Origin of the sequence: Streptomyces filamentosus (assembly GCF_014654895.1) — a bacterium.
Classification (GTDB): Bacteria; Actinomycetota; Actinomycetes; order Streptomycetales; family Streptomycetaceae; genus Streptomyces; species Streptomyces filamentosus.
Genome location: NZ_BNBE01000001.1, coordinates 2,423,680 through 2,443,575 on the forward strand (window position 1 = coordinate 2,423,680; position 19,896 = coordinate 2,443,575).

General features: G+C 71.5%; 20 protein-coding genes. 14 read left to right on the plus strand and 6 right to left on the minus strand.

Translation table 11 applies throughout. From position 1 onward, the window contains the following. Nucleotides 1-127 precede the first annotated feature (127 nt). The 7 genes from IE326_RS10915 (at nucleotide 128) to pstB (ending at nucleotide 8,190) form a co-directional block, all read left to right on the plus strand. Complete coding sequence (locus tag IE326_RS10915) at nucleotides 128-2,371, plus strand: RNA degradosome polyphosphate kinase (RefSeq protein ID WP_150229924.1); 2,244 nt, start codon at nucleotides 128-130, stop codon at nucleotides 2,369-2,371. After that, on the plus strand, nucleotides 2,358-3,359 hold the full coding sequence (locus IE326_RS10920) for a CHAD domain-containing protein (RefSeq protein ID WP_150229922.1): 1,002 nt from the start codon (nucleotides 2,358-2,360) through the stop codon (nucleotides 3,357-3,359). Before IE326_RS10915 ends, IE326_RS10920 begins: the two co-directional genes overlap by 14 nt. Then, nucleotides 3,356-3,802: an NUDIX hydrolase gene (locus IE326_RS10925; protein ID WP_190041398.1), complete on the plus strand. Its 447-nt coding sequence runs from the start codon at nucleotides 3,356-3,358 to the stop codon at nucleotides 3,800-3,802. Before IE326_RS10920 ends, IE326_RS10925 begins: the two co-directional genes overlap by 4 nt. A gap of 289 nt (nucleotides 3,803-4,091) precedes the next feature. Then, a complete protein-coding gene (pstS, locus tag IE326_RS10930; RefSeq protein ID WP_150229918.1) occupies nucleotides 4,092-5,234 on the plus strand; it encodes a phosphate ABC transporter substrate-binding protein PstS in 1,143 nt (380 codons plus the stop codon). 103 nt (nucleotides 5,235-5,337) lie between these two features. Beyond that, nucleotides 5,338-6,321, plus strand: a complete 984-nt coding sequence (gene pstC / locus IE326_RS10935; RefSeq protein ID WP_190041399.1) for a phosphate ABC transporter permease subunit PstC — start codon at nucleotides 5,338-5,340, stop codon at nucleotides 6,319-6,321. Next, nucleotides 6,318-7,391 (plus strand): phosphate ABC transporter permease PstA, encoded by a 1,074-nt coding sequence (gene pstA / locus IE326_RS10940; protein ID WP_150229914.1) that lies wholly within the window; start codon nucleotides 6,318-6,320, stop codon nucleotides 7,389-7,391. The genes pstC and pstA overlap by 4 nt, the downstream gene beginning before the upstream one ends. Before the next feature lie 22 nt (nucleotides 7,392-7,413). Then, on the plus strand, nucleotides 7,414-8,190 hold the full coding sequence (gene pstB, locus IE326_RS10945; protein WP_150229912.1) for a phosphate ABC transporter ATP-binding protein PstB: 777 nt from the start codon (nucleotides 7,414-7,416) through the stop codon (nucleotides 8,188-8,190). A gap of 175 nt (nucleotides 8,191-8,365) precedes the next feature. Here pstB and IE326_RS10950 read toward each other — a convergent pair whose 3' ends face one another. After that, nucleotides 8,366-9,364, minus strand: a complete 999-nt coding sequence (locus tag IE326_RS10950; RefSeq protein WP_150229910.1) for an inorganic phosphate transporter — start codon at nucleotides 9,362-9,364, stop codon at nucleotides 8,366-8,368. A gap of 5 nt (nucleotides 9,365-9,369) precedes the next feature. Then, entirely contained in the window at nucleotides 9,370-9,990 is a 621-nt protein-coding gene (locus IE326_RS10955; RefSeq protein WP_030495503.1) for a DUF47 domain-containing protein, read from the minus strand. Between the two features lie 196 nt (nucleotides 9,991-10,186). Between IE326_RS10955 and IE326_RS10960 the strand changes: the two genes are divergently transcribed. After that, nucleotides 10,187-10,543, plus strand: a complete 357-nt coding sequence (locus IE326_RS10960) for a metal-sensitive transcriptional regulator (RefSeq protein ID WP_030750623.1) — start codon at nucleotides 10,187-10,189, stop codon at nucleotides 10,541-10,543. A gap of 25 nt (nucleotides 10,544-10,568) precedes the next feature. On the opposite strand, the gene IE326_RS10965 is transcribed toward IE326_RS10960, so the two are convergent. Then, nucleotides 10,569-10,730: a hypothetical protein gene (locus tag IE326_RS10965; RefSeq protein WP_170313845.1), complete on the minus strand. Its 162-nt coding sequence runs from the start codon at nucleotides 10,728-10,730 to the stop codon at nucleotides 10,569-10,571. Between the two features lie 170 nt (nucleotides 10,731-10,900). Beyond that, nucleotides 10,901-11,728 carry an SCO4651 family lipoprotein gene (locus IE326_RS10970; RefSeq protein WP_150229908.1) on the minus strand — a complete coding sequence of 276 codons (828 nt, stop codon included), beginning with the start codon at nucleotides 11,726-11,728 and terminating at the stop codon, nucleotides 10,901-10,903. 83 nt (nucleotides 11,729-11,811) lie between these two features. On the opposite strand from IE326_RS10970, the gene IE326_RS10975 reads away from it, so the two are divergent. Further along, nucleotides 11,812-12,000: a hypothetical protein gene (locus IE326_RS10975; protein ID WP_190041400.1), complete on the plus strand. Its 189-nt coding sequence runs from the start codon at nucleotides 11,812-11,814 to the stop codon at nucleotides 11,998-12,000. A 46-nt stretch (nucleotides 12,001-12,046) separates the two neighbouring features. Here the strand turns inward: IE326_RS10975 and IE326_RS10980 are convergent, their stop codons facing one another. Both IE326_RS10980 and IE326_RS10985 read right to left on the minus strand, forming a co-directional pair. Next, on the minus strand, nucleotides 12,047-12,778 hold the full coding sequence (locus tag IE326_RS10980; protein ID WP_190041401.1) for a phosphatase PAP2 family protein: 732 nt from the start codon (nucleotides 12,776-12,778) through the stop codon (nucleotides 12,047-12,049). A gap of 213 nt (nucleotides 12,779-12,991) precedes the next feature. Continuing rightward, nucleotides 12,992-14,032, minus strand: coding sequence for a C40 family peptidase (locus IE326_RS10985; protein ID WP_308440306.1), 1,041 nt, complete (start codon nucleotides 14,030-14,032; stop codon nucleotides 12,992-12,994). Between the two features lie 339 nt (nucleotides 14,033-14,371). On the opposite strand from IE326_RS10985, the gene IE326_RS10990 reads away from it, so the two are divergent. The 5 genes from IE326_RS10990 to IE326_RS11010 are packed head-to-tail and all read left to right on the plus strand — an operon-like array spanning nucleotide 14,372 to nucleotide 19,895. Then, nucleotides 14,372-14,680, plus strand: a complete 309-nt coding sequence (locus tag IE326_RS10990; RefSeq protein WP_030495498.1) for a DUF8827 family protein — start codon at nucleotides 14,372-14,374, stop codon at nucleotides 14,678-14,680. A gap of 53 nt (nucleotides 14,681-14,733) precedes the next feature. Further along, the gene (locus tag IE326_RS10995) at nucleotides 14,734-15,552 is read left to right on the plus strand and encodes a hypothetical protein (RefSeq protein WP_190041402.1); all 819 of its coding nucleotides are present in this window, start codon (nucleotides 14,734-14,736) and stop codon (nucleotides 15,550-15,552) included. After that, nucleotides 15,542-16,927, plus strand: a complete 1,386-nt coding sequence (locus IE326_RS11000; RefSeq protein ID WP_190041403.1) for a hypothetical protein — start codon at nucleotides 15,542-15,544, stop codon at nucleotides 16,925-16,927. Before IE326_RS10995 ends, IE326_RS11000 begins: the two co-directional genes overlap by 11 nt. Continuing rightward, nucleotides 16,924-18,477: an SCO6880 family protein gene (locus tag IE326_RS11005; protein WP_150229895.1), complete on the plus strand. Its 1,554-nt coding sequence runs from the start codon at nucleotides 16,924-16,926 to the stop codon at nucleotides 18,475-18,477. Before IE326_RS11000 ends, IE326_RS11005 begins: the two co-directional genes overlap by 4 nt. 20 nt (nucleotides 18,478-18,497) lie before the next feature. After that, a complete protein-coding gene (locus IE326_RS11010) occupies nucleotides 18,498-19,895 on the plus strand; it encodes an ATP-binding protein (RefSeq protein WP_150229893.1) in 1,398 nt (465 codons plus the stop codon). Nucleotide 19,896 lies beyond the last annotated feature (1 nt).

Below are 19,896 nucleotides of genomic sequence, written 5' to 3' on the forward strand. Positions count from 1 at the left end.
AATGAAGCGATCCGTGATCACGTCCGGCGGGGGGATGACCGCCGGGAGACTTCCCAAGGGGAGACTGCCCTCCCCCACGGCCCGCTCCGACGCGCCCGAGAGCCCCATCGCGCGGAAGAATGGGGCCATGAGCCAGCAGCCCGCCGAGGTCCCGGTCCAGACCTCCGCCACCGCGTCCCCGAAGCCGTCCACGGATTCCATAGCGGCCCGCCGCTCCCCCGCCACGAGCGCCGCCGCGCCCGACGCCGAGTTCGACACGTACGACGGGTACGACGGCTACGACGACAACTCCGCCGACGGCACCGGCGAGCTCCCCCAGGGCCGCTTCCTGGACCGCGAGCGCAGCTGGCTCGCCTTCAACGAGCGCGTCCTCGAACTGGCCGAGGACCCGACGACCCCGCTCCTGGAGCGCGCCAACTTCCTCGCGATCTTCGCCTCGAACCTCGACGAGTTCTTCATGGTCCGGGTCGCCGGCCTCAAGCGCCGCATCGCGACCGGCGTCGCCACCCGCTCCGCCTCCGGCCTCCAGCCGCGCGAGGTCCTCGACCTCATCTGGACCCGCTCGCGCGAGCTGATGGCCCGGCACGCCGCCTGCTACCAGCAGGACGTGGCCCCGGCCCTGGCCGACGAGGGCATCCACCTCATCCGCTGGCCCGAGCTCACGGAGAAGGAGCAGGCGCGGCTCTTCACGCTCTTCCGGCAGCAGATCTTCCCCGTGCTGACGCCGCTCGCCGTGGACCCGGCGCACCCCTTCCCGTACATCTCGGGCCTGAGCCTCAACCTCGCCGTCGTCGTGCGCAACCCGGTCAGCGGCCACCGCCACTTCGCGCGCGTCAAGGTGCCGCCGCTGCTCTCCCGCTTCCTGGAGGCGTCCCCGCAGCGGTACGTGCCGCTGGAGGACGTCATCGCGGCGCACCTGGAGGAGCTGTTCCCCGGCATGGAGGTGCTGGCGCACCACATGTTCCGGGTGACCAGGAACGAGGACCTGGAGGTCGAGGAGGACGACGCCGAGAACCTCCTCCAGGCCCTGGAGAAGGAGCTCATGCGGCGCCGCTTCGGCCCGCCGGTGCGCCTGGAGGTCGAGGAGTCCATCGACCCGTACGTGCTCGACCTGCTGGTCCGCGAGCTGAAGATCTCCGACGCCGAGGTCTACCCGCTGCCCGGCCCGCTCGACCTCACCGGCCTGTTCGGCATCTCCTCCCAGGACCGGCCCGAGCTCAAGTACCCGAAGTTCGTCGCCGGCACCCACCGGGACCTCGCCGAGGTCGAGACCGCGTCCGCGCCCGACGTCTTCGCCGCGATGCGCGAGCGGGACGTGCTGCTGCACCACCCGTACGACTCCTTCTCCACCTCCGTCCAGGCGTTCCTGGAGCAGGCGGCGGCCGACCCGGACGTGCTGGCGATCAAGCAGACGCTGTACCGCACCTCCGGCGACTCCCCGATAGTCGACGCCCTCATCGACGCCGCCGAGTCCGGCAAGCAGGTCCTCGTCCTCGTCGAGATCAAGGCCCGCTTCGACGAACAGGCCAACATCAAGTGGGCGCGGAAGCTGGAGGAGGCCGGCTGCCACGTCGTCTACGGCCTCGTCGGCCTCAAGACGCACTGCAAGCTGTCCCTGGTCGTGCGCCAGGAGGGCGACCTGCTGCGCCGCTACTCGCACGTCGGCACCGGCAACTACCACCCGAAGACGGCCCGGCTCTACGAGGACCTCGGACTGCTCACCGCCGACCCGCAGGTCGGCGCGGACCTCTCCGACCTCTTCAACCGGCTCTCCGGCTACTCCCGCCGCGAGACGTACCGCCGCCTGCTCACCGCCCCGAAGTCGCTGCGCGACGGACTGGTCTCCCGGATCACCAAGGAGATCGCGCACCACCGGGCGGGCCGGCCGGCGTACGTGAAGATCAAGGTCAACTCGATGGTCGACGAGGCCGTCATCGATGCCTGCTACCGGGCCTCCCGGGCCGGCGTCCCGGTCGACATCTGGGTGCGCGGCATCTGCGCCGTCCGCCCCGGCGTCCCCGGCCTCTCCGAGAACATCCGCGTCCGGTCCGTCCTCGGCCGCTTCCTGGAGCACTCCCGGATCTTCGCCTTCGGCAACGGCGGCGAGCCCGAGGTCTGGTTCGGCAGCGCCGACATGATGCACCGCAACCTGGACCGGCGCATCGAGGCCCTCGTCCGGGTCTCCGACCCCGCCCACCGGGCGGCCCTCACCCGGCTCCTGGAGACCGGGATGTCCGACACCACCTCCTCCTGGCACCTCGGCCCGGACGGGAACTGGACGCGCCACGCGACCGATCCCGAGGGCAAGCCGCTGCGGCACGTGCAGGAGATGCTCATCGACGCGCGGAGGCGCCGACGTGCACAACCTTGACCCCACGCAGGCCGCGCCGGCGACGCGCGACGTGACCGCGGGAGAGGTCCTGGCCCCCTACCTGCACGCCCGGGCCGCGGACTTCCTCCGCGGCCTGCGGCAGCACGGCGAGAGCGGCGCGAACACGTCCGGGGCGGAGGACGCCGCCGGCACGCTGCGGGCCGCCGCCCGCCGGATCAGCGGCAGCCTGCACACCTTCCGGCCGCTCCTCGACACCGCCTGGGCCGACCAGCTCCGCACCGAGCTGGCCTGGCTCTCCGGCACCCTCGCCCAGGAACAGGCCTGCACCTCCCGGCTGATCCGGCTGATGGACGCGCTGAACCGGCTGGCCGGCGGCAGCGGCCCGGTGCCCGCCGCCCGCGGCTCGGAGGGCGCCGGCCTCACCGTCGGCGCCGCCCGCGCCGGCGCCCTCCTGGAACGGCAGCTCACCCTGGCCAGGACCCGCGCCCACTCGGCCGCCCTCCAGGCCCTCGGCTCCTCCCGCTTCCACGCGCTGGCCGACGCCGTCGCCCTCCTCGCCTCCGAGGTGCCGCTCGGCCCGGCGGGGACGGCCCCCGCCCCCGAGGTCCTCGACGCCTCCGCCTCCGTCGCCCGCCGCCGCCTCCTCGACGCGGTCGACGCCCTCCCGCTGACCCGCGCCGCCCACCCGTACAACGCGGAGGCACTGGCCCTGGCCGCCGGCGAGAGCCAGGACGCGCCCTGGCACCACACCCGGCTGCTGCTCCGGCTCCACCGGTACGCCGCCGAGGTGACGGCCCTCGGCGGCGAACCGGACGCCCTCCTGTACGAGGCGGCCCGGGCCCTCGACCGGCACCGCGACGCCGCCGAGGCCGCGGCGGCCGCCGCCGCCGCGGCCCGCACCCCCCGGATCGCCCCGGCCACCGCCTACGCCCTGGGCGTCCTCCACGCCGACCAGCGGCACGAGGTCGAGGCCGCCCGCTTCGCCTTCCAGCGCGCCTGGCACACCGCGACCGCGCCCGTCCCATGACCTCCGGCAGCGGCCCCGTCCTCGCCGCCGGCTGCGTCCTGTGGCGCCCGGCGGCCGGGGACGGGCGGGGCATCGAGATCGCGCTCGTGCACCGCCCCAAGTACGACGACTGGTCGCATCCGAAGGGCAAGCGGAAGCGCGGCGAGAGCGCCGCGACGTGCGCGCTGCGGGAGGTCCTGGAGGAGACCGGGCACCACTGCGAGCTGGGCGACCGGCTGCCCACCGTCCGCTACGAGGTCGACGGCCGGCCCAAGGAGGTCGCCTACTGGGCGGCCCGCGCCCTCGGCGGCGCCTTCGTGCCCGGCCGGGAGGTCGACCGGCTGCGCTGGCTGCCGCCGGACACGGCCCGCACCCGCCTGACCCGGCCACGCGACCGCGAGCTGCTCGACGCCCTCCTCGCGACGGCGCCGGCCCCGGCCCGACGGCCCCGCGACGCCTCCTAGACCGCGTCCCGGGGGCCACGCCGGTGGCCGGGACCTTTCGACCAGGTCCGGCCACCCCGTGTCACCGCCCCCGCACCGCCCGGCACCCCGTGCCGGAGCGCACCGTGGCTTACGGCACGGTTCACCTCGCGTTCACTCTCCACGGCTGGCCGCTTCACCTGATCTGCCTAATTTCGGCCTTACGCGGTGCACGGAGCCTGACGATGCACCCACAACCCGACACGCGCCGCCCTCGAAGCGACGGACACCCGGTCCGGACCACGGCGGCCTCTGGAAGGAACCCCCGAAAGTGAAGCTTTCGCGCAACAACGGGCTTCGCGCCTCCGCGATCGGTGCCCTCGTCGTCTCCGGTGCGCTGCTCCTGTCGGCGTGTGGCTCGGACAACAACACCGAGGAGCCCACCAAGGGCGGCGGCACGCAGACCTCGGCCGCGGCGTCGAACATCAAGTGCGACGGCGCCAAGGGCCAGCTCCTCGCCGCGGGCTCCAGCGCGCAGGAGAACGCGGTCGACCTGTGGGTGAAGAACTTCCAGGCGGCCTGCTCGGGCGTCGAGGTCAACTACCAGGGCATCGGCTCCGGCGGCGGCATCACCAAGTTCAACCAGGGCCAGGTCGCCTTCGCGGGCTCCGACTCCGCCCTGAAGGACGAAGAGGTCGCCGAGTCCAAGAAGATCTGCAAGGGCGGCACCGGCGTCAACCTGCCCATGGTCGGCGGCCCCATCGCCATCGGCTACAAGCTGGAGGGCGTGGACAACCTCGTCCTGGACGCCTCCACCATCGCCAAGATCTTCGACATGAAGATCACCAAGTGGAACGACCCGGTGATCGCCAAGCTGAACCCGGGCGCGAAGCTCCCGGACTCCACCATCCAGGCCTTCCACCGCTCGGACGAGTCCGGCACCACCCAGAACCTGGGCAAGTACCTCTCGACCGCCGCCGCGGCCGACTGGAAGTACGACCCGAAGACCAAGTCGTGGCCCGCCCCCGACGGCCAGGCCGCCAACGGCTCCTCCGGCGTCGCCCAGGCCGTCAAGGGCGCCGAGGGCTCCATCGGCTACTTCGAGCTCTCGCACGCCACCGCCAACAAGATCTCCACGGTCAGCATCAACACCGGCGCCTCCGCCCCGGTCGCCGCGACCTCGGAGAACGCCTCCAAGGCCATCGCCGCCGCCAAGGTCAAGGGCACCGGCAACGACGTGGCCCTCTCCCTCGACTACGCCACCAAGGCCGAGGGCGCCTACCCGCTGGTCCTCGTCACCTACGAGATCGCCTGCGACAAGGGCAACAAGGCGGAGACCCTGCCGACCCTGAAGGCGTTCCTCAACTACGCCATCAGCGAGGAGGGCCAGAAGGTCCTCACCGACGCCGACTACGCCCCGATGCCGGCCGAGATCGCGGCCAAGGTCCGCGCCATCGTCCCGACCCTGTCCTGACCCCCGGCCGGGGGCGGCCCCTCACCTCCCGTGGAGGAGGCCGCCCCCGGCATCCGGTGCACCGCCGCCAGGAGCCGCGAGGCTCCGCAGACCGGAGAAACCGATGGTTACCACGACACCACCAGCCATAGAGAAGAACAGGAGCCGGCGCGCCAAGAACGCGTCCCGCCCCGGAGACCGCATCTTCAGCGGCCTCTCCAAGGGCTCCGGCATCACCCTGCTCGTCATCATGGCCGCGATCGCGGCCTTCCTGACCTACCGCACCGTCCTCGCCGTCTCGAAGGACAGCACCAACTTCTTCACCACCTTCGAGTGGAACCCGGCCGGCGACCCGCCGGTCTTCGGCATCGCCGTCCTCGCCTTCGGCACGATCGTCTCCTCGGTCATCGCCATGGTCATCGCCGTGCCGGTCGCCATCGGCATCGCGCTCTTCATCTCGCACTACGCCCCGCGCAAGCTGGCCAAGCCGCTCGCGTACGTGGTCGACCTGCTCGCCGCCGTGCCCAGCATCATCTACGGCCTCTGGGGCGCGATCTTCCTCGTGCCGTACCTGGACGGCCTGAACCAGTGGCTCGACCAGTACCTCGGCTGGACGTACATCTTCGACAAGTCCGCCGACGGCGTCGCCCGCAACCTCTTCACCGTGGGCATCCTGCTGGCGATCATGATCCTCCCGATCATCACCAACGTGACCCGCGAGGTCTTCCTCCAGGCCCCGAAGATGCACGAGGAGGCCGCGCTCGCCCTCGGCGCCACGCGCTGGGAGGTCGTCCGCATGGCCGTCCTGCCCTTCGGCCGCTCCGGCATCATCTCCGCGTCCATGCTCGGCCTCGGCCGCGCGCTCGGCGAGACCATGGCCGTCGCCGTGGTCCTCTCCCCCAGTTTCGTCCTCTCGGGCCACCTCCTCGACCCGGGCGGCGGCACCTTCGCCCAGAACATCGCCGCGAAGTTCAACGAGGCCGACGACTACGGCCGCGACGCGCTGATCGCCTCCGGTCTCGTCCTCTTCGTCATCACCCTGCTGGTCAACGGCGCGGCCCGGTGGATCATCGCCCGCCGCAAGGAGTACTCGGGGGCCAACGCATGAGCCACGCCGTCCAGGACCGCCCGGTCGCGTTCGCCAAGCCCCGCGGCCCGCTCGCCCACGCCCGCCTCCCGCGCTGGGCCCCCGCCGCCGTCGCGGCCGGCTCCGTCGCCGCGGGCACCGGCATCGGCCTCGCCGCCGGCTGGCACAGCAAGGTGCAGTGGGGCATGCTCTCCGCCCTGCTCTTCGTCCTCGCCACCTACGTCGTCACCACCAAGGTGGAGGGCGCCCGCCAGGCCAAGGACCGCATTGCCACCAGCCTCGTCTGGGTCTGCTTCGTCCTCGCCGTCGTCCCGCTGCTCTCGCTGGCCTGGGTGACGGTCAGCAAGGGCCTGGAAGTCCTCGACGGGTACTTCCTCACCCACTCGATGAACGGCGTCCTCGAGGTCGAGGCCGGCGGCGGCGTCTACCACGCCCTCCTCGGCACCATCGAGCAGGTCGCCATCGCGACCCTGATCGCCGCCCCGATCGGCCTCCTCACCGCGGTCTACCTGGTCGAGTACGGCACCGGGAAGCTCGCCAAGGCCGTCACCTTCTTCGTCGACGTCATGACGGGCATCCCGTCGATCGTCGCGGGCCTCTTCGTCCTGTCCACCTGGACCCTGATGCTGGGCTTCGGCCCCTCCGGCTTCGCCGGCGCGATGGCCCTCGCCATCCTGATGATGCCCGTCGTCGTCCGCTCCACCGAGGAGATGCTCAAGCTCGTCCCGAACGAGCTCCGCGAGGCCAGCCTCGCCCTCGGCGTCCCCAAGTGGCGCACGATCCTGAAGGTGGTCCTGCCCACCGCGATCGGCGGCATCACCACGGGCGTCATGCTCGCGATCGCCCGCATCACCGGCGAGACGGCCCCGATCCTGCTCCTCGTGTTCGGTACGAAGCTCATCAACCCGAACCCCTTCGAAGGCGCCCAGTCCTCCCTGCCGCTCTACGTGTACGAGCAGTACGCGGTCGGCACCGACGCCGCCGTGGCCCGCGCCTGGGCCGCCGCGCTCGTCCTGATCGCCTTCGTCATGATCCTCAACCTGGTGGCCCGCGGCATCGCCCGCTGGAAGGCCCCGAAGACCGGCCGCTGAGCCGAACGGAAGTGAACTAATCATGGCCAAGCGAATCGACGTCAGCGGCCTCTCCGCCTACTACGGCGCCCACAAGGCGATCGACGACATCTCCATGACCGTCGAGCCCCGCTCCGTGACGGCCTTCATCGGCCCCTCCGGCTGCGGCAAGTCCACCTTCCTGCGCACCCTGAACCGCATGCACGAGGTCACCCCCGGCGGCCGCGTCGAGGGCAAGGTGATGCTGGACGACGAGAACCTGTACGGCTCCGGGGTCGACCCGGTCGCCGTGCGCCGCACCGTCGGCATGGTCTTCCAGCGCCCCAACCCCTTCCCCACCATGTCGATCTTCGACAACGTGGCGGCGGGCCTGCGGCTCAACGGCACGTACAAGAAGTCCGAGCTGGCCGACATCGTCGAGCGCTCCCTCAAGGGCGCGAACCTGTGGAACGAGGTCAAGGACCGCCTCAACAAGCCGGGCTCCGGCCTCTCCGGCGGCCAGCAGCAGCGCCTGTGCATCGCCCGCGCCATCGCGGTCGAGCCCGACGTCCTGCTCATGGACGAGCCCTGCTCGGCCCTCGACCCGATCTCCACCCTCGCCATCGAGGACCTGATCGGCGAGCTGAAGGAGCGCTTCACGATCGTCATCGTGACGCACAACATGCAGCAGGCCGCCCGCGTCTCGGACCGCACCGCCTTCTTCAACCTGGCGGCGGTCGGCCAGCCCGGCAAGCTCATCGAGCTGGACGACACCGAGCGCATCTTCTCCAACCCGAGCGTCCAGGCGACCGAGGACTACATCTCCGGCCGCTTCGGATAACCAGGACGTCCCGCCCGTGCGCACGAACCACCGGGGGCCACCACACCGCCCCCGGCCCACCTCGCGCACGGTGCCGGGCAACAGCGTCTGCGGTGCTGCATGGCGGTGCCACCGCAAGACGAAAGGGCCCGGCTCCCCCCAGGGGAGCCGGGCCCGACCACTTCCTCCGCGACCGTCAGCCGAAGACCAGCTGCACCACGAAGTAGCTCGCGGCCGCGACGATCGCCGCCGCCGGCATGGTGATGAACCAGCCGAGGATGATGTTCTTGGCGACGCCCCAGCGGACCGCGTTGACCCGCTTCGTCGCGCCCACGCCCATGATCGCGGAGGTGATGACGTGCGTCGTGGAGATCGGCGCGTGGAAGAGGAACGCCGAGCCGAACATGATCGACGCGCCGGTGGTCTCCGCCGCGAAGCCCTGCGGCGGGTCCAGCTCGATGATCTTGCGGCCGAGCGTCCGCATGATGCGCCAGCCGCCCGCGTACGTACCGAGCGAGAGCATCACCGCACAGGCGATCTTCACCCACACCGGGATCTCGTCGCCCGCGTCCTGCACGTCGGCGATGACCAGGGCCATCACCACGATGCCCATCGTCTTCTGCGCGTCCTGGAGGCCGTGGCCGAGCGCCATGCCGGCCGCCGACACGGTCTGCGCGATGCGGAAGCCGCGCTTGGCCTTGTGCGGGTTGGCCCGGCGGAACATCCACATGATCGCGCACATGACCAGGTAACCGGCGACGAGACCGACGACCGGCGAGACGAACATCGGGATGACGATCTTGTCGAGCACGCCGCCCCAGATGACCTCCGTGCCACCGGCGAGCGCCGCGCCCACCATGCCGCCGAACAGGGCGTGCGAGGAGGAGGACGGCAGGCCGAAGTACCAGGTCACCAGGTTCCAGATGATCGCGCCGACCAGCGCGGCGAAGAGGATGCCCATCCCCTTGTCGCCGTGCGGCGTCTCGATCAGGCCCTCGCTGACCGTCTTGGCGACCCCGCTGCCCATGAAGGCGCCCGCGAGGTTCATCACCGCCGCCATCGCGAGGGCCGCCCTGGGGGTCAGCGCCCGGGTCGACACCGAGGTGGCGATCGCGTTGGCGGAGTCGTGGAAGCCGTTCGTATACGTGAAACCGAGCGCGACACCGATGGTCACGATCAGAGCGAAGGTGTCCACGAAGCTCAGGACTCCTTGACCGCGATGGTCTCCACGGTGTTGGCGACGTGCTCGAACGCGTCGGCCGCCTCTTCCAGCACGTCCACGACCTGCTTGAGCTTCAGCACCTCGATGGCGTCGTACTTGCCGTTGAAGAGGTGGGCGAGCAGCTTGCGGTGGATCTGGTCGGCCTGGTTCTCCAGCCGGTTGACCTCGATCCAGTACTCCGTGAGGTTGTCCATCGTGCGGAGGTTCGGCATCGCCTCGGCGGTCAGCTCCGCCGCCCGGGCCAGGACCTCGATCTGCTGCTCGACGCCCTTGGGCAGTTCCTCGATGTTGTAGAGGACGACCAGGTCGACGGCCTCCTCCATGAAGTCCATGATGTCGTCGAGGGACGAGGCGAGGGAGTAGATGTCCTCACGGTCGAACGGCGTGATGAAGGAGGAGTTCAGCTGGTGGAAGATCGCGTGGGTGGCGTCGTCGCCTGCGTGCTCCGCCGCCCGCATCCGCTCCGCGATCTCGGCCCGGGCGGAGGGTTCCGCTCCGAGCAGTTCCATCAGGAGCTTGGAGCCCGTGACGATGTTGTCCGCGGAAGCGGCGAACATGTCGTAGAAGCTCGTCTCCCTGGGGGTCAGGCGAAATCGCACGTGAGGTCCTCGGGGTGCTGGGTTTCGGTCAGGCTGATGCTAGGCGCATCATCCGGCCACGGCTAACCGGCGTCCTCTCAGTGTCGCCCATCAGGCACAGTGATCTGCACGAGACCCCCGCCCCCTTATCGGCGGGGATCGGTACCATATACCCACGTGGGGTATACGCCCCTTATCAGGACAACGGGAGGACGCGATGACGACCACCGAGGCGAACCAGGTCACCCCGCAGGCCGCCGTCGACTCCGCCGAGCCGGCCGACCACGCGCACGGGGTGCACGGCTACCACAAGCAGAAGGACGAGCACCTCAAGCGGCTGCGGCGGATCGAGGGCCAGATCCGCGGTCTCCAGCGGATGGTCGACGAGGACGTCTACTGCATCGACATACTCACCCAGGTCTCGGCCTCCACGAAGGCGCTCCAGTCCTTCGCCCTCCAACTCCTGGAGGAGCACCTGCGGCACTGCGTGGCCGACGCGGCGGCCCACGGCGGCGACCTCGACGCCAAGGTGGAGGAGGCCACGAAGGCGATCGGCCGGATGCTCCGCACCTGAGCGGGCACCGTCCGGCGGACGCGGCCTAGGCCGGTTCGACGCGGAGGACCTCGTCGATCAGGTCGTCGCTGAGCCGTTCCCCGTCCGCGGCCGAGGCGGCGATGATCAGCTCGCCGCACAGCTCTATCTCCGCGAGGGCGACGCGGTCGGGGTCAGCTGTCGCGGTTGCGGTACCGGGCGGAGCCACGCGCCTTCACCTCTTCCTTCCGGAGTCGGTGTACCAGCGTAGGGAGCGGGCCACGGACCGCGCATGACACGGACGGACCATTTGCCGATGGTCCGAACCACGCGCCCGGCGGTCCGGGGGCCGCTCCCGGGCCGGTGCGGGGGCCGCTCCCGGTGGCGCGGGCGCGGGGGTCAGACCTCGACCTTGCCCGCGTAGATGTCCCGCCCGTCCGGCAGCGTCACCTCGACGCGCGTCCCGAAGCCGTACAGCAGGGTCGTCGAGGAGACCGCGACCGCCCGCCCCTGATTGCTGAAGGTGAAGCGGTGGCGGACCTTCCGCAGCCGGCCGGCGCCGTCGAGGTACGCGTCGAAGGGCACGGAGTCGGTGGTGAACCCTTTCGCCGCCGCGGCGAGCGAGCCCCGCACCTGCGGCGCGGCGAGCTTCGCGGCCGCGCCGATGTCGACGGTGCCCCGGTAGTGCCGGACCCGCACCCCCGCGAGCTCGGTCTCCCCCACGTACACCACGTCCCGCGCCCCGCGCAGCAGCTCGGCCGCCGCCCCGGGGTCGGTGGCCCCGCCGGTGACCAGGTTCCCGTCGTCGAGGGCGGTGGTGTCGACCCGGACCCACTTGTCGGCGGGGACGCCCGCGCCGCGGTTCTTCATGTAGAGCGCGCCCGGGGTGAGCAGCTCGGTGATCGGCCGGTGCCCGCTGGCGCCCGCCGGATCCTTGGGGAGCACCACCTGGAGCCGGCCGGTGCGGCGGCGGAAGTCGTAGCCGCCCTCGCCGCGGATGGTGACCCGGGTCCCGCCGGCGGCCATCTCCATCGCGGTCGACGCCTTCGAGGAGCCCGCGCGGGCCAGTACGTCGGCGGCGCCCCGCACGGCGCCCGCCGGGTCCGGCGGCGGCTCCGGGGCCTCGGGCGCGGCGCAGCCGGTGACCGCCGCGGCGACCAGGGTCGCGGTGACGGCGAGCGCCCCGCCGCCGTGCCCGCGCGGACGCCCGTACCGCTGCACCACCATCGCCCGTCAACCCCCAATGGACCGGATTCCCGATGCGGTTAACGACGGCACGGGCGAGCCGTCACGCGCAGTACGGTGGGGGCGTGCACGAGCAGAGCGCCTCCGGCCCGCATCACACGACGACCACGGAGCGCGGCTCCTTCGCCCTGGCCCGCTGCGCCTGCGGCTGGTCCGGCCCGGCCCGCCGCTCCCGCGACCGCGCCCGCACCGACGCCACCGACCACCTGACCTCCGCGGGGGTCACCGCCGAGCAGCGGGAGACCCGGCCCTAGGGAAGCCCGGGCCGGGAGGCCCGGCCCGGGGCCGGCCCCCGCTCCCTCAGGCGGCGAGGCCCTTCTCGCCGTGGCCGTCCTCGGCGGGGCCGCCGAGGCGCGGCTCGGGGATGCCGACCGTCTCGTGGGGGGCGGCCGCGAGGGCCGCCGCCCGGCGCGAGCGGACCAGCCACGCGCCGCGCCGCGAGCGGCCGACGGTGCGGACCAGCGGGGTGAGCAGCGCCAGCGCCGGCGGGGCGAGGAGCAGCGCCACCGCGGTGCCGAGGGCGAAGCCGCCGACGACGTCGGTCGGGTAGTGGACGCCCATGTAGACGCGGGTGAAGCCCTCGGCGAGGGCGAGGCCGATCGCGGCCAGGCCGAAGCGGCGGTGGGCGACGAAGAGGGCGACGGCGAGCGCCATCGTCAGCGTGGCGTGGTCGCTGACGAAGGAGTAGTCGGTCTTGCCCTCGACCAGGACCTCCAGGCCGTCGTGGTCCTCGAAGGGGCGGGGACGCTCGACGAAGCCGCGGATGGGGACGTTCACGAGGAGGGCGACGCCGGCCGCGAGCGGGGCCCAGACGATGCCGGTGACGGCCGTGACCGAGTCCGCGAAGCTGCCGCGCCGGCGGACGCTCCACCAGCACCAGAGCACGACGAGGACCGTCAGGAGCGGGATGCCGTACTCGCCGGTGAACTCCATCACCCGGTCGAACCAGGGGGGCGCCTGCTCGGCCAGCCCGTTGATGTCGTACAGCAGGGCGACGTCGGGACTCGAACCGTCCGATGCGAGTTCAGCCATCTGCCGCGGCCCCTTGCTCTCGTTGTCTGGTTTCCAACCCCCGTGGTTCAGACGTGGTCAGAGTCGTCGGATCGGGGAACGAACCTCATGAGGCACTCGTTCCGCCTCTTCCCGTGGATCATGCCGACGTTATCGAAGAGTGACGCTCCTCCGCAGCTCAGGGCCTGTGCCTGACGGAGAGTTCCGGCCAGCGGGACCGGCGACGCGGCCCCTTCACGCCTCGGTGCCGGGGGACCGCGTGGGCAGCGCCGCGGCGCCGTCCTCGGTCACCCGGGTCGCCCCGAAGTAGTCGGGCGTGTCGATCCGGTCGAAGCGGATCACCGCCCCCGTCCGGGGCGCGTCGATCATGTAGCCGCCGCCGACGTAGATGCCGACGTGACGGATCGCCCGCGAGTTCGTCAGGTCGTCCGAGAAGAACACGAGGTCGCCGGGGAGCAGCTCGTCCCGGCTCGGGTGCGGCCCCGCGTTGTACTGGTCGTTGGCCACGCGCGGCAGCTCGATGCCCACCGCGTCGTACGCGGCCTGGGTCAGGCCCGAGCAGTCGAACCGCCCGCCCTGCGCGGCCGTTCCCGTGCCGCCCCACAGGTACGGGGTGCCCAGCTTGCTCTGCGCGTAGTGGATGGCGCCGGCCGCCTGCCGCGAGGGGGCGAGGCGGCCCTGCGGCCGGGCGAAGCTCTGCTCCAGGGAGCGGATGATCCGCACGTAGTTCCGCGTCTCGCTGTACGGCGGGACGCCCCCGTTGCCGATGACGGCGTAGGGGCCCGCGTTGTACGCCGCCAGCATGTTGCTCGTCGGGTCGCCCGGCACGCCCCTCACGTCCCCCGCCAGCGCGCAGTCGTACGAGGCGGCGGACGGGATGGCGTCCTTCGGGTCCCAGATGTCCTTGTCGCCGTCGCCGTCCCCGTCGACGCCGTAACTGGCCCAGGTGGCCGGAATGAACTGGGCGATGCCCCGGGCGTCCGCAGGCGACACGGCCCGCGGATTCCAGCCGCTCTCCTGGTACAGCTGCGCCGCCAGCAGCGCCGGGTTGATCTCCGGACAGAGGTTGCCCCAGCGCTGCACGAGCCCCTGGTACATGGCCGGCACCGAACCCTTGGCCAAAGCCACCGTGCCGGTCGCCGCCGAACCCGCGCCGCCGAGGAAACCGGCCGCCGCCGCGTACGTACCGACCAGGAGCAGGGCCAGGAAGCCGGCACAGAGCCCGAAGCCCCCGCCGGCCAGCAGCCACGCCTTGCCCGCCCTACGCACCGTCAACCACCCCTCGGTCCCTGGCAGTACGCCCCGGGGCGCCAGTCTAGGCGGGACGGCCGCGCCCGGGGAGGACGCCCGCCCGACGCGGCCCCAAGAGTGCAACAACGACAATCATTGCCCGGAGTCACCCTCCGTGATACACAGAGTGACCATACGCTTCTTCGCATGAAATCCGGTCACACCGCCGCAGGTCAAGACGGTCAGATCGGTCAAGTGTGCGGGGATCGGGTAAAGAGAGCCGTCAAGCCGTCACACGCGGACGGTTTCATCAGCGAAGATAGTGGCGATGACCCATGCCGTCCGGCAGGGGTGACCAACGACCCGACAGGGGCGGTGAGTTCTGTGTACCTGGCGGCCGAAAAGGGCGACATCACCACCATCATCGGTGGAATCGCCCCCAACTGGGGTCCCTTCGGGAGCCTCGGCGCCGAAGCCAAGATCATGATCGAGGTCGTGATGGCCGTCGCCATCCTGCTCTGCCTCGGCATCGCCATCTGGGGCGCGGCCAAGCAGCGCATCGGCGCGACCGCGCTGCGCGACACCTTCAGCGCCGAACAGGGCAAGGGCCTGATCGTCGCCGGCCTCACCGGCGTCTTCATCATCGGATCCCTCGGCACCCTCTTCACCATCGTCTACGGAATGGCGATCTGACCGCACGTCACCAGCGGTCCCTACCCACGAACGAACGAGGGGGCGTACCCGGCATGAGTCCCGGCGACGAGCACGACGGCTACGGCGGCTCGGGCCAGACCCGTACCCGCCTGCCCGAGGGCAACACCGGTGACGTCCACGGCGGCACCCGCCGCCCCGCCCGGAGCTCCCGCTCCCTCCTCGCGGGCCTGGGCGTGGTGGCGCTCCTCGTCGCCGCCATCGCCTTCGCCAACCGCGGCGGCACCCCGGCCGGCACGTCCCCCTCCTCCGACACCCCCGGCAAAGCCGCCACCGCCCCCACCGGCACCCGCCCCGTCACCGACACCGACGGCACCGTCCCCACCGGCTACGCCCACGACGAACAAGGCGCCCAGAGCGCCGCCGCCAACTACGCGGTGGCCCTGGGCTCCACGGACATGTTCCAGAAGGGGCCGCGGGAGGCACTGGTACGGGCGGTGTACGCCCCCGAGGTCGTCGACGGACTCCTGAAGCGGTACGACGCCTCGTACTCGCCCGAACTCATGGCGGCCACCGGCCTCGAACCCAACGGAACGGCCCCCGACGGCCTCACCTTCGTCGCCCGCACCGTACCGATCGGCACCAAGGTCACCTCGTACTCCGCCGACAAGGCCACCGTCGACGTCTGGTACGTCAACCTCACCGGCCTCGCGGGCGAGGGCTCCACCAAGCCCGTCACCTCCGCCTGGTTCACCAGCACGCAGAAACTCAGCTGGACCACGGCGGGATGGCGGATCTCCTCGACCAGCCAGGCCGAGGGACCGACCCCCGTCGGAGGCGACGACCGTGCCTCCGCCGCCGACGAGATCGCCGAAGCCGTCGAACAGTACGGAGGGTTCACCTATGCCCGCTAGCCGAAGCCTCGCGGGCCGCGCGGTCGTGCGGGCCGGTGCGCTCGCCGCGCCCCTCCTCGCCCTGCCCGTACTGCTCGCCGGGACCGCCCACGCGGACCCCACCCCCACGCCGACCGGCCCCGCCCCGAGCGGCAGCCCGTCGGTACCCACCCCCTCGCCGACCCCCACCAACAGCGACTGCGACCTCATCGTCGGCCAGGCCCGGGAACTGTGCGAGAGCAGCCGGCCGGGAGGCGGCTCCAACATCGGCGGAAACGGTGTCAACGACCCCGCCTCCGCCCTGGACCCCCTCTCCTCCCTCGCCCGGGGCTGCGCCGACGCCGCCGTCGCCGTCATCGACTACCTCTCCAAGGCCGTGAAGGAGACCGCCGAGGTCGACTTCACGAACACCGAGTTCCTCAGCCGCTACGCCGTCGTCTTCGCCGCCGCCACCTTCCTCACGGTGCTCCTCTGGCTGCTCGCCGTCGCCAAGCGCGCGATGCGCGGCGTGCCGCTGACCACCGCGCTCTCCGAGGCCGTCGGCTTCCTCTGGCTGACCGTCCTCGCCTCCGCCTTCACGCCGCTGATCCTCTACACCGTCGTCAACGCCACCGACGCCATCACCGAGGTCATCGCCTCCGGCACCGGCCAGCAGACCGACGTGTTCTTCGGCGCGTTCAAGCAGGCCCTCCAGAAGGGCGACAGCATCAGCGGCGGACCGATCATGCTGATCATCGTCAGCCTGGTCACGGTCCTCGCCGCCGGCGTGCTCTACCTGGAGCTGTTCCTCCGCGCCGTCCTCCTCTACGTCGGCGCCCTCCTCGGCGTCGTCGTCTACTCCGGCCTCGTCGACAAGAACATGTGGGGCCACGTCCGCCGCTGGGCCGGCATCATGATCGCCGTCATCCTGGTCAAGCCGATCATCGTGATCGTCCTCGGCCTCGCCGGCGCCCTCTCCTCCGGCACCGGCCCCGACTCCTTCTCCGCCGTCGTCTCCGGCCTCGCGATCATCCTCCTCGCGATCTTCTCGTCCGCGATGATCTACCGCTTCGTCCCCGGCTTCGGCGACGAGATCGTCGCCTCCCGCAACAACCGCCTCCACCGCGCCGGGGAGAACGCGGCCGCCGCCGTCATCTCCTCCCCCGCCTCCCTCGTCTCCCAGGGCATCAAGACCCACAGCACCCGCGACAGCGGCGGCACCGGCGGCCAGGCCTCCTCCGCCCCCCGCCCCGCCAACCAGCTCTCCGGCGGCGTCGCCGCCCACAGCAGCCGTTCCGGAGACAGCCGCGGCGGCACGGGCGCCACGCCCCCGCCCCGCAGCAGCAGCCCCACCGCGGGCACCCCGCACAGCAGCCGCAACAGCAAGAACACAGGAGCAGGAGGTGCAGGGCGTTGACGACCCAGTCCCAGCCGGTCACGCCCCGCCGCACGTATCTCATCGGCCGCGCCCGGCCGAACGCGATCGTCGGCAAGAACCGCGAGACCGGCGAGATCGCCCTGATCGTCGTCGGCGCCTTCCTCGGCATGATGAGCGGACTCCTCGTCCCCCTCCTCCCCCTGCGGATCGCGCTCCTCGCCGGCCTGCCCATCCTCGCGATCGCCGCCGTGTACCTCCCGTACAAGCAGCGCACGTTCTACAAGTGGTTCGAGATCAACCGCAGCTACAAGCGGATGCTCAAGCGCGGCACCGCCTACCGCTCCACCGCCGTCGAGGCCGGCACCCGCCTCGACGGCCGCGAGGTCGAGGTCGGCCCGCCCCCCGGCATCGGCCGCGTCAGCTGGCTCGCCGCCCCCTTCGGCCCCGACGAGATCGCCGTCCTCCTCCACGCGGACCGCCGCACCGTCACCGCCGCCATCGAGATCGAGGGCCCCGGCGTCGGCCTGCGCGACTCCGAGGACCAGGAGGCCCTGGTCGACCGCTTCGGCACCCTCCTCAAGCACGTCGCCAACGGCGACGGGTTCGTCACCCGCCTCCAGATGCTGGCCCGCACCCTCCCCGCCGACCCCGACGCCCACGCCAAGGACGTCGCCCAGCGCGGCGACCCGACCGCGCCGGGCTGGCTCCAGGAGTCGTACGACCAGCTCCAGTCGATGGTCTCCACCTCCAGCGAGCAGCACCGCGCCTACCTCGTCGCCTGCATGCACTACACGCGCGACCTCGCCGCCGAGGCCAACGCCATGGCCCACGCCACCCGGCACGCCACCGGCGCCCGCCGCCTCGACCGCGACGGCGGCCTCGCCGTCGTCATGGCCCGCGAGCTCACCGACATCTGCGCCCGCCTCACCGAGGCCGACATCCGGGTCCGCCAGCCCCTCGGCCAGTCCCGGCTCGCCTCCCTGGTCCACTCCATGTACGACCCGGACCACCCCATCGACCACATCCAGGCCATGACGAAGCGCAACGCCTGGCCCGCCGAACTCGACGCCATGGAGGCCACCTACCTCCAGGCCAAGACCCGCGAGTCCTCCACCCGCGCCCCCTGGTGCCACGCCACCGCCTGGGTCAAGGAGTGGCCGATGACCCCGGTCGGCGTGAACTTCCTCGCCCCGCTCCTCGTCCACACCCCCGACGTCATCCGCACCGTCGCCGTCACCATGGACCTGGAGCCCACCGAGATCGCCATCGAGCGCATGCTCACCGAGAAGACCAACGACGAGGCCGAGGCGTCCCGCCAGGCCAAGATGAACCGCACCGTCGACCCGCGCGACATCGCCGCACACGGCCGGCTCGACCAGCGGGGTGAAGATCTCGCCAGCGGCGCGGCAGGCGTCAACCTCGTCGGGTACATCACCGTATCGGCGCGCTCGCCCGAGGCCCTCGCCCGGGACAAGCGCACGATCAGGGCCTCCGCCGGCAAGTCGTACCTCAAGCTCGAATGGTGCGACCGGGAGCACCACCGGGCCTTTGTGAACACCCTGCCGTTCGCGACCGGCATCCGCCGCTAAGGCCGAAGGGGCACCGACCGATGCGAGATCCGCTGTCCGTCCTCACCGAAGCCTTCACCTCCTTCGTCCTCGGGAAGGTGGAGACCACCCGCCTGCCCGTGCGCACCTCCACGGGCCAGGCCCAGGCCGTCTACCTGCCGACCGCCGCACCCGGCCTCGGCGACTCCGGCGTGATCATCGGCCGCGAGGTCTACAGCGGCAAGGGCTACGTCTACGACCCCTTCCAGCTGTACGGGCAGCAGCTCCCCGCCCCCCACTGGCTCGTCCTCGGCGAGTCCGGCAACGGCAAGTCCGCGCTCGAGAAGACGTACGTGCTCCGCCAGCTCCGCTTCCGCGACCGGCAGGTCGTCGTCCTCGACGCCCAGGGCGAGGACGGCGTCGGCGAGTGGAACCTCATCGCCCAGGAGCTGGGGATAACCCCCATCCGCCTGGACCCCATGGTCGCCAACGACTCCGGGATCCGCCTCAACCCGCTCGACCCCGCCATCACCACCACCGGCCAGCTCGCCCTGCTGCGCACCATCATCGAGGTGGCGATGGGCCACGGCCTCGACGAGCGCGCCGGCTTCGCGCTCAAGGTCGCCCACGCCCACGTCAACGAGCACATCAGCGAACGCCAGCCGATCCTCACCGACATCGTCGAGCGGCTGCGCCACCCCGAGGCCGAGTCGGCCGAGGCGATGAACGTCGACATAGACGACGTACGGGCCTGGGGCCTCGACGTGGCCCTCGTCCTCGACCGGCTCGTCGACGGCGACCTGCGCGGCATGTTCGACGGCCCCACCACCGTCGGCATCGACCTCGACGCGCCCCTGATCGTCTTCGACCTCTCCCACATCGACCGCAACTCCATCGCCATGCCCATCCTCATGGCGATCGTCGGCGTGTGGCTGGAACACACCTGGATCCGCCCCGACCGGAAGAAGCGCATCTTCCTCGTCGAGGAGGCCTGGCACATCATCAACAGCCCCTTCGTGGCCCAGCTGTTCCAGCGCCTGCTCAAGTTCGGCCGCCGCCTCGGCCTGTCCTTCGTCGCCGTCGTCCACCACCTCTCCGACGTCGTCGACGGCGCGGCGGCCAAGGAGGCCGCCGCGATCCTCAAGATGGCCTCCACCCGGACCGTCTACGCCCAGAAGGCCGACGAGGCCCGCAACACCGGCCGCGTCCTCGGCCTGCCCCGCTGGGCCGTCGAGATCATCCCGACGCTCACCCCCGGCATCGCCGTCTGGGACGTCAACGGCAACGTGCAGGTGGTCAAACACCTCATCACCGAGAAGGAACGCCCCCTCGTCTACACCGACCGCGCCATGACCGAGTCCTCCGGCCCCGCCGACCCCGAGCTGGAGTGGGAGACCGAGCAGCGCGCGCTGATGATGGAACGGCACATGAACGACAGCTCGCAGTCGACGGTGGCGTGAC

What these genes read in the sequence shown, in the direction of transcription:
- IE326_RS10960 (WP_030750623.1), top strand. Translation starts at nt 10,187, where the DNA reads ATGACGACCACCGAGGCGAACCAGGTCACCCCGCAGGCCGCCGTCGAC.
- IE326_RS10970 (WP_150229908.1), bottom strand. Translation starts at nt 11,728, where the DNA reads ATGGTGGTGCAGCGGTACGGGCGTCCGCGCGGGCACGGCGGCGGGGCG.
- pstB (WP_150229912.1), top strand. Translation starts at nt 7,414, where the DNA reads ATGGCCAAGCGAATCGACGTCAGCGGCCTCTCCGCCTACTACGGCGCC.
- IE326_RS10925 (WP_190041398.1), top strand. Translation starts at nt 3,356, where the DNA reads ATGACCTCCGGCAGCGGCCCCGTCCTCGCCGCCGGCTGCGTCCTGTGG.
- pstC (WP_190041399.1), top strand. Translation starts at nt 5,338, where the DNA reads ATGGTTACCACGACACCACCAGCCATAGAGAAGAACAGGAGCCGGCGC.
- IE326_RS10980 (WP_190041401.1), bottom strand. Translation starts at nt 12,778, where the DNA reads ATGGCTGAACTCGCATCGGACGGTTCGAGTCCCGACGTCGCCCTGCTG.
- pstA (WP_150229914.1), top strand. Translation starts at nt 6,318, where the DNA reads ATGAGCCACGCCGTCCAGGACCGCCCGGTCGCGTTCGCCAAGCCCCGC.
- IE326_RS11000 (WP_190041403.1), top strand. Translation starts at nt 15,542, where the DNA reads ATGCCCGCTAGCCGAAGCCTCGCGGGCCGCGCGGTCGTGCGGGCCGGT.
- IE326_RS10995 (WP_190041402.1), top strand. Translation starts at nt 14,734, where the DNA reads ATGAGTCCCGGCGACGAGCACGACGGCTACGGCGGCTCGGGCCAGACC.
- IE326_RS10915 (WP_150229924.1), top strand. Translation starts at nt 128, where the DNA reads ATGAGCCAGCAGCCCGCCGAGGTCCCGGTCCAGACCTCCGCCACCGCG.
- IE326_RS11010 (WP_150229893.1), top strand. Translation starts at nt 18,498, where the DNA reads ATGCGAGATCCGCTGTCCGTCCTCACCGAAGCCTTCACCTCCTTCGTC.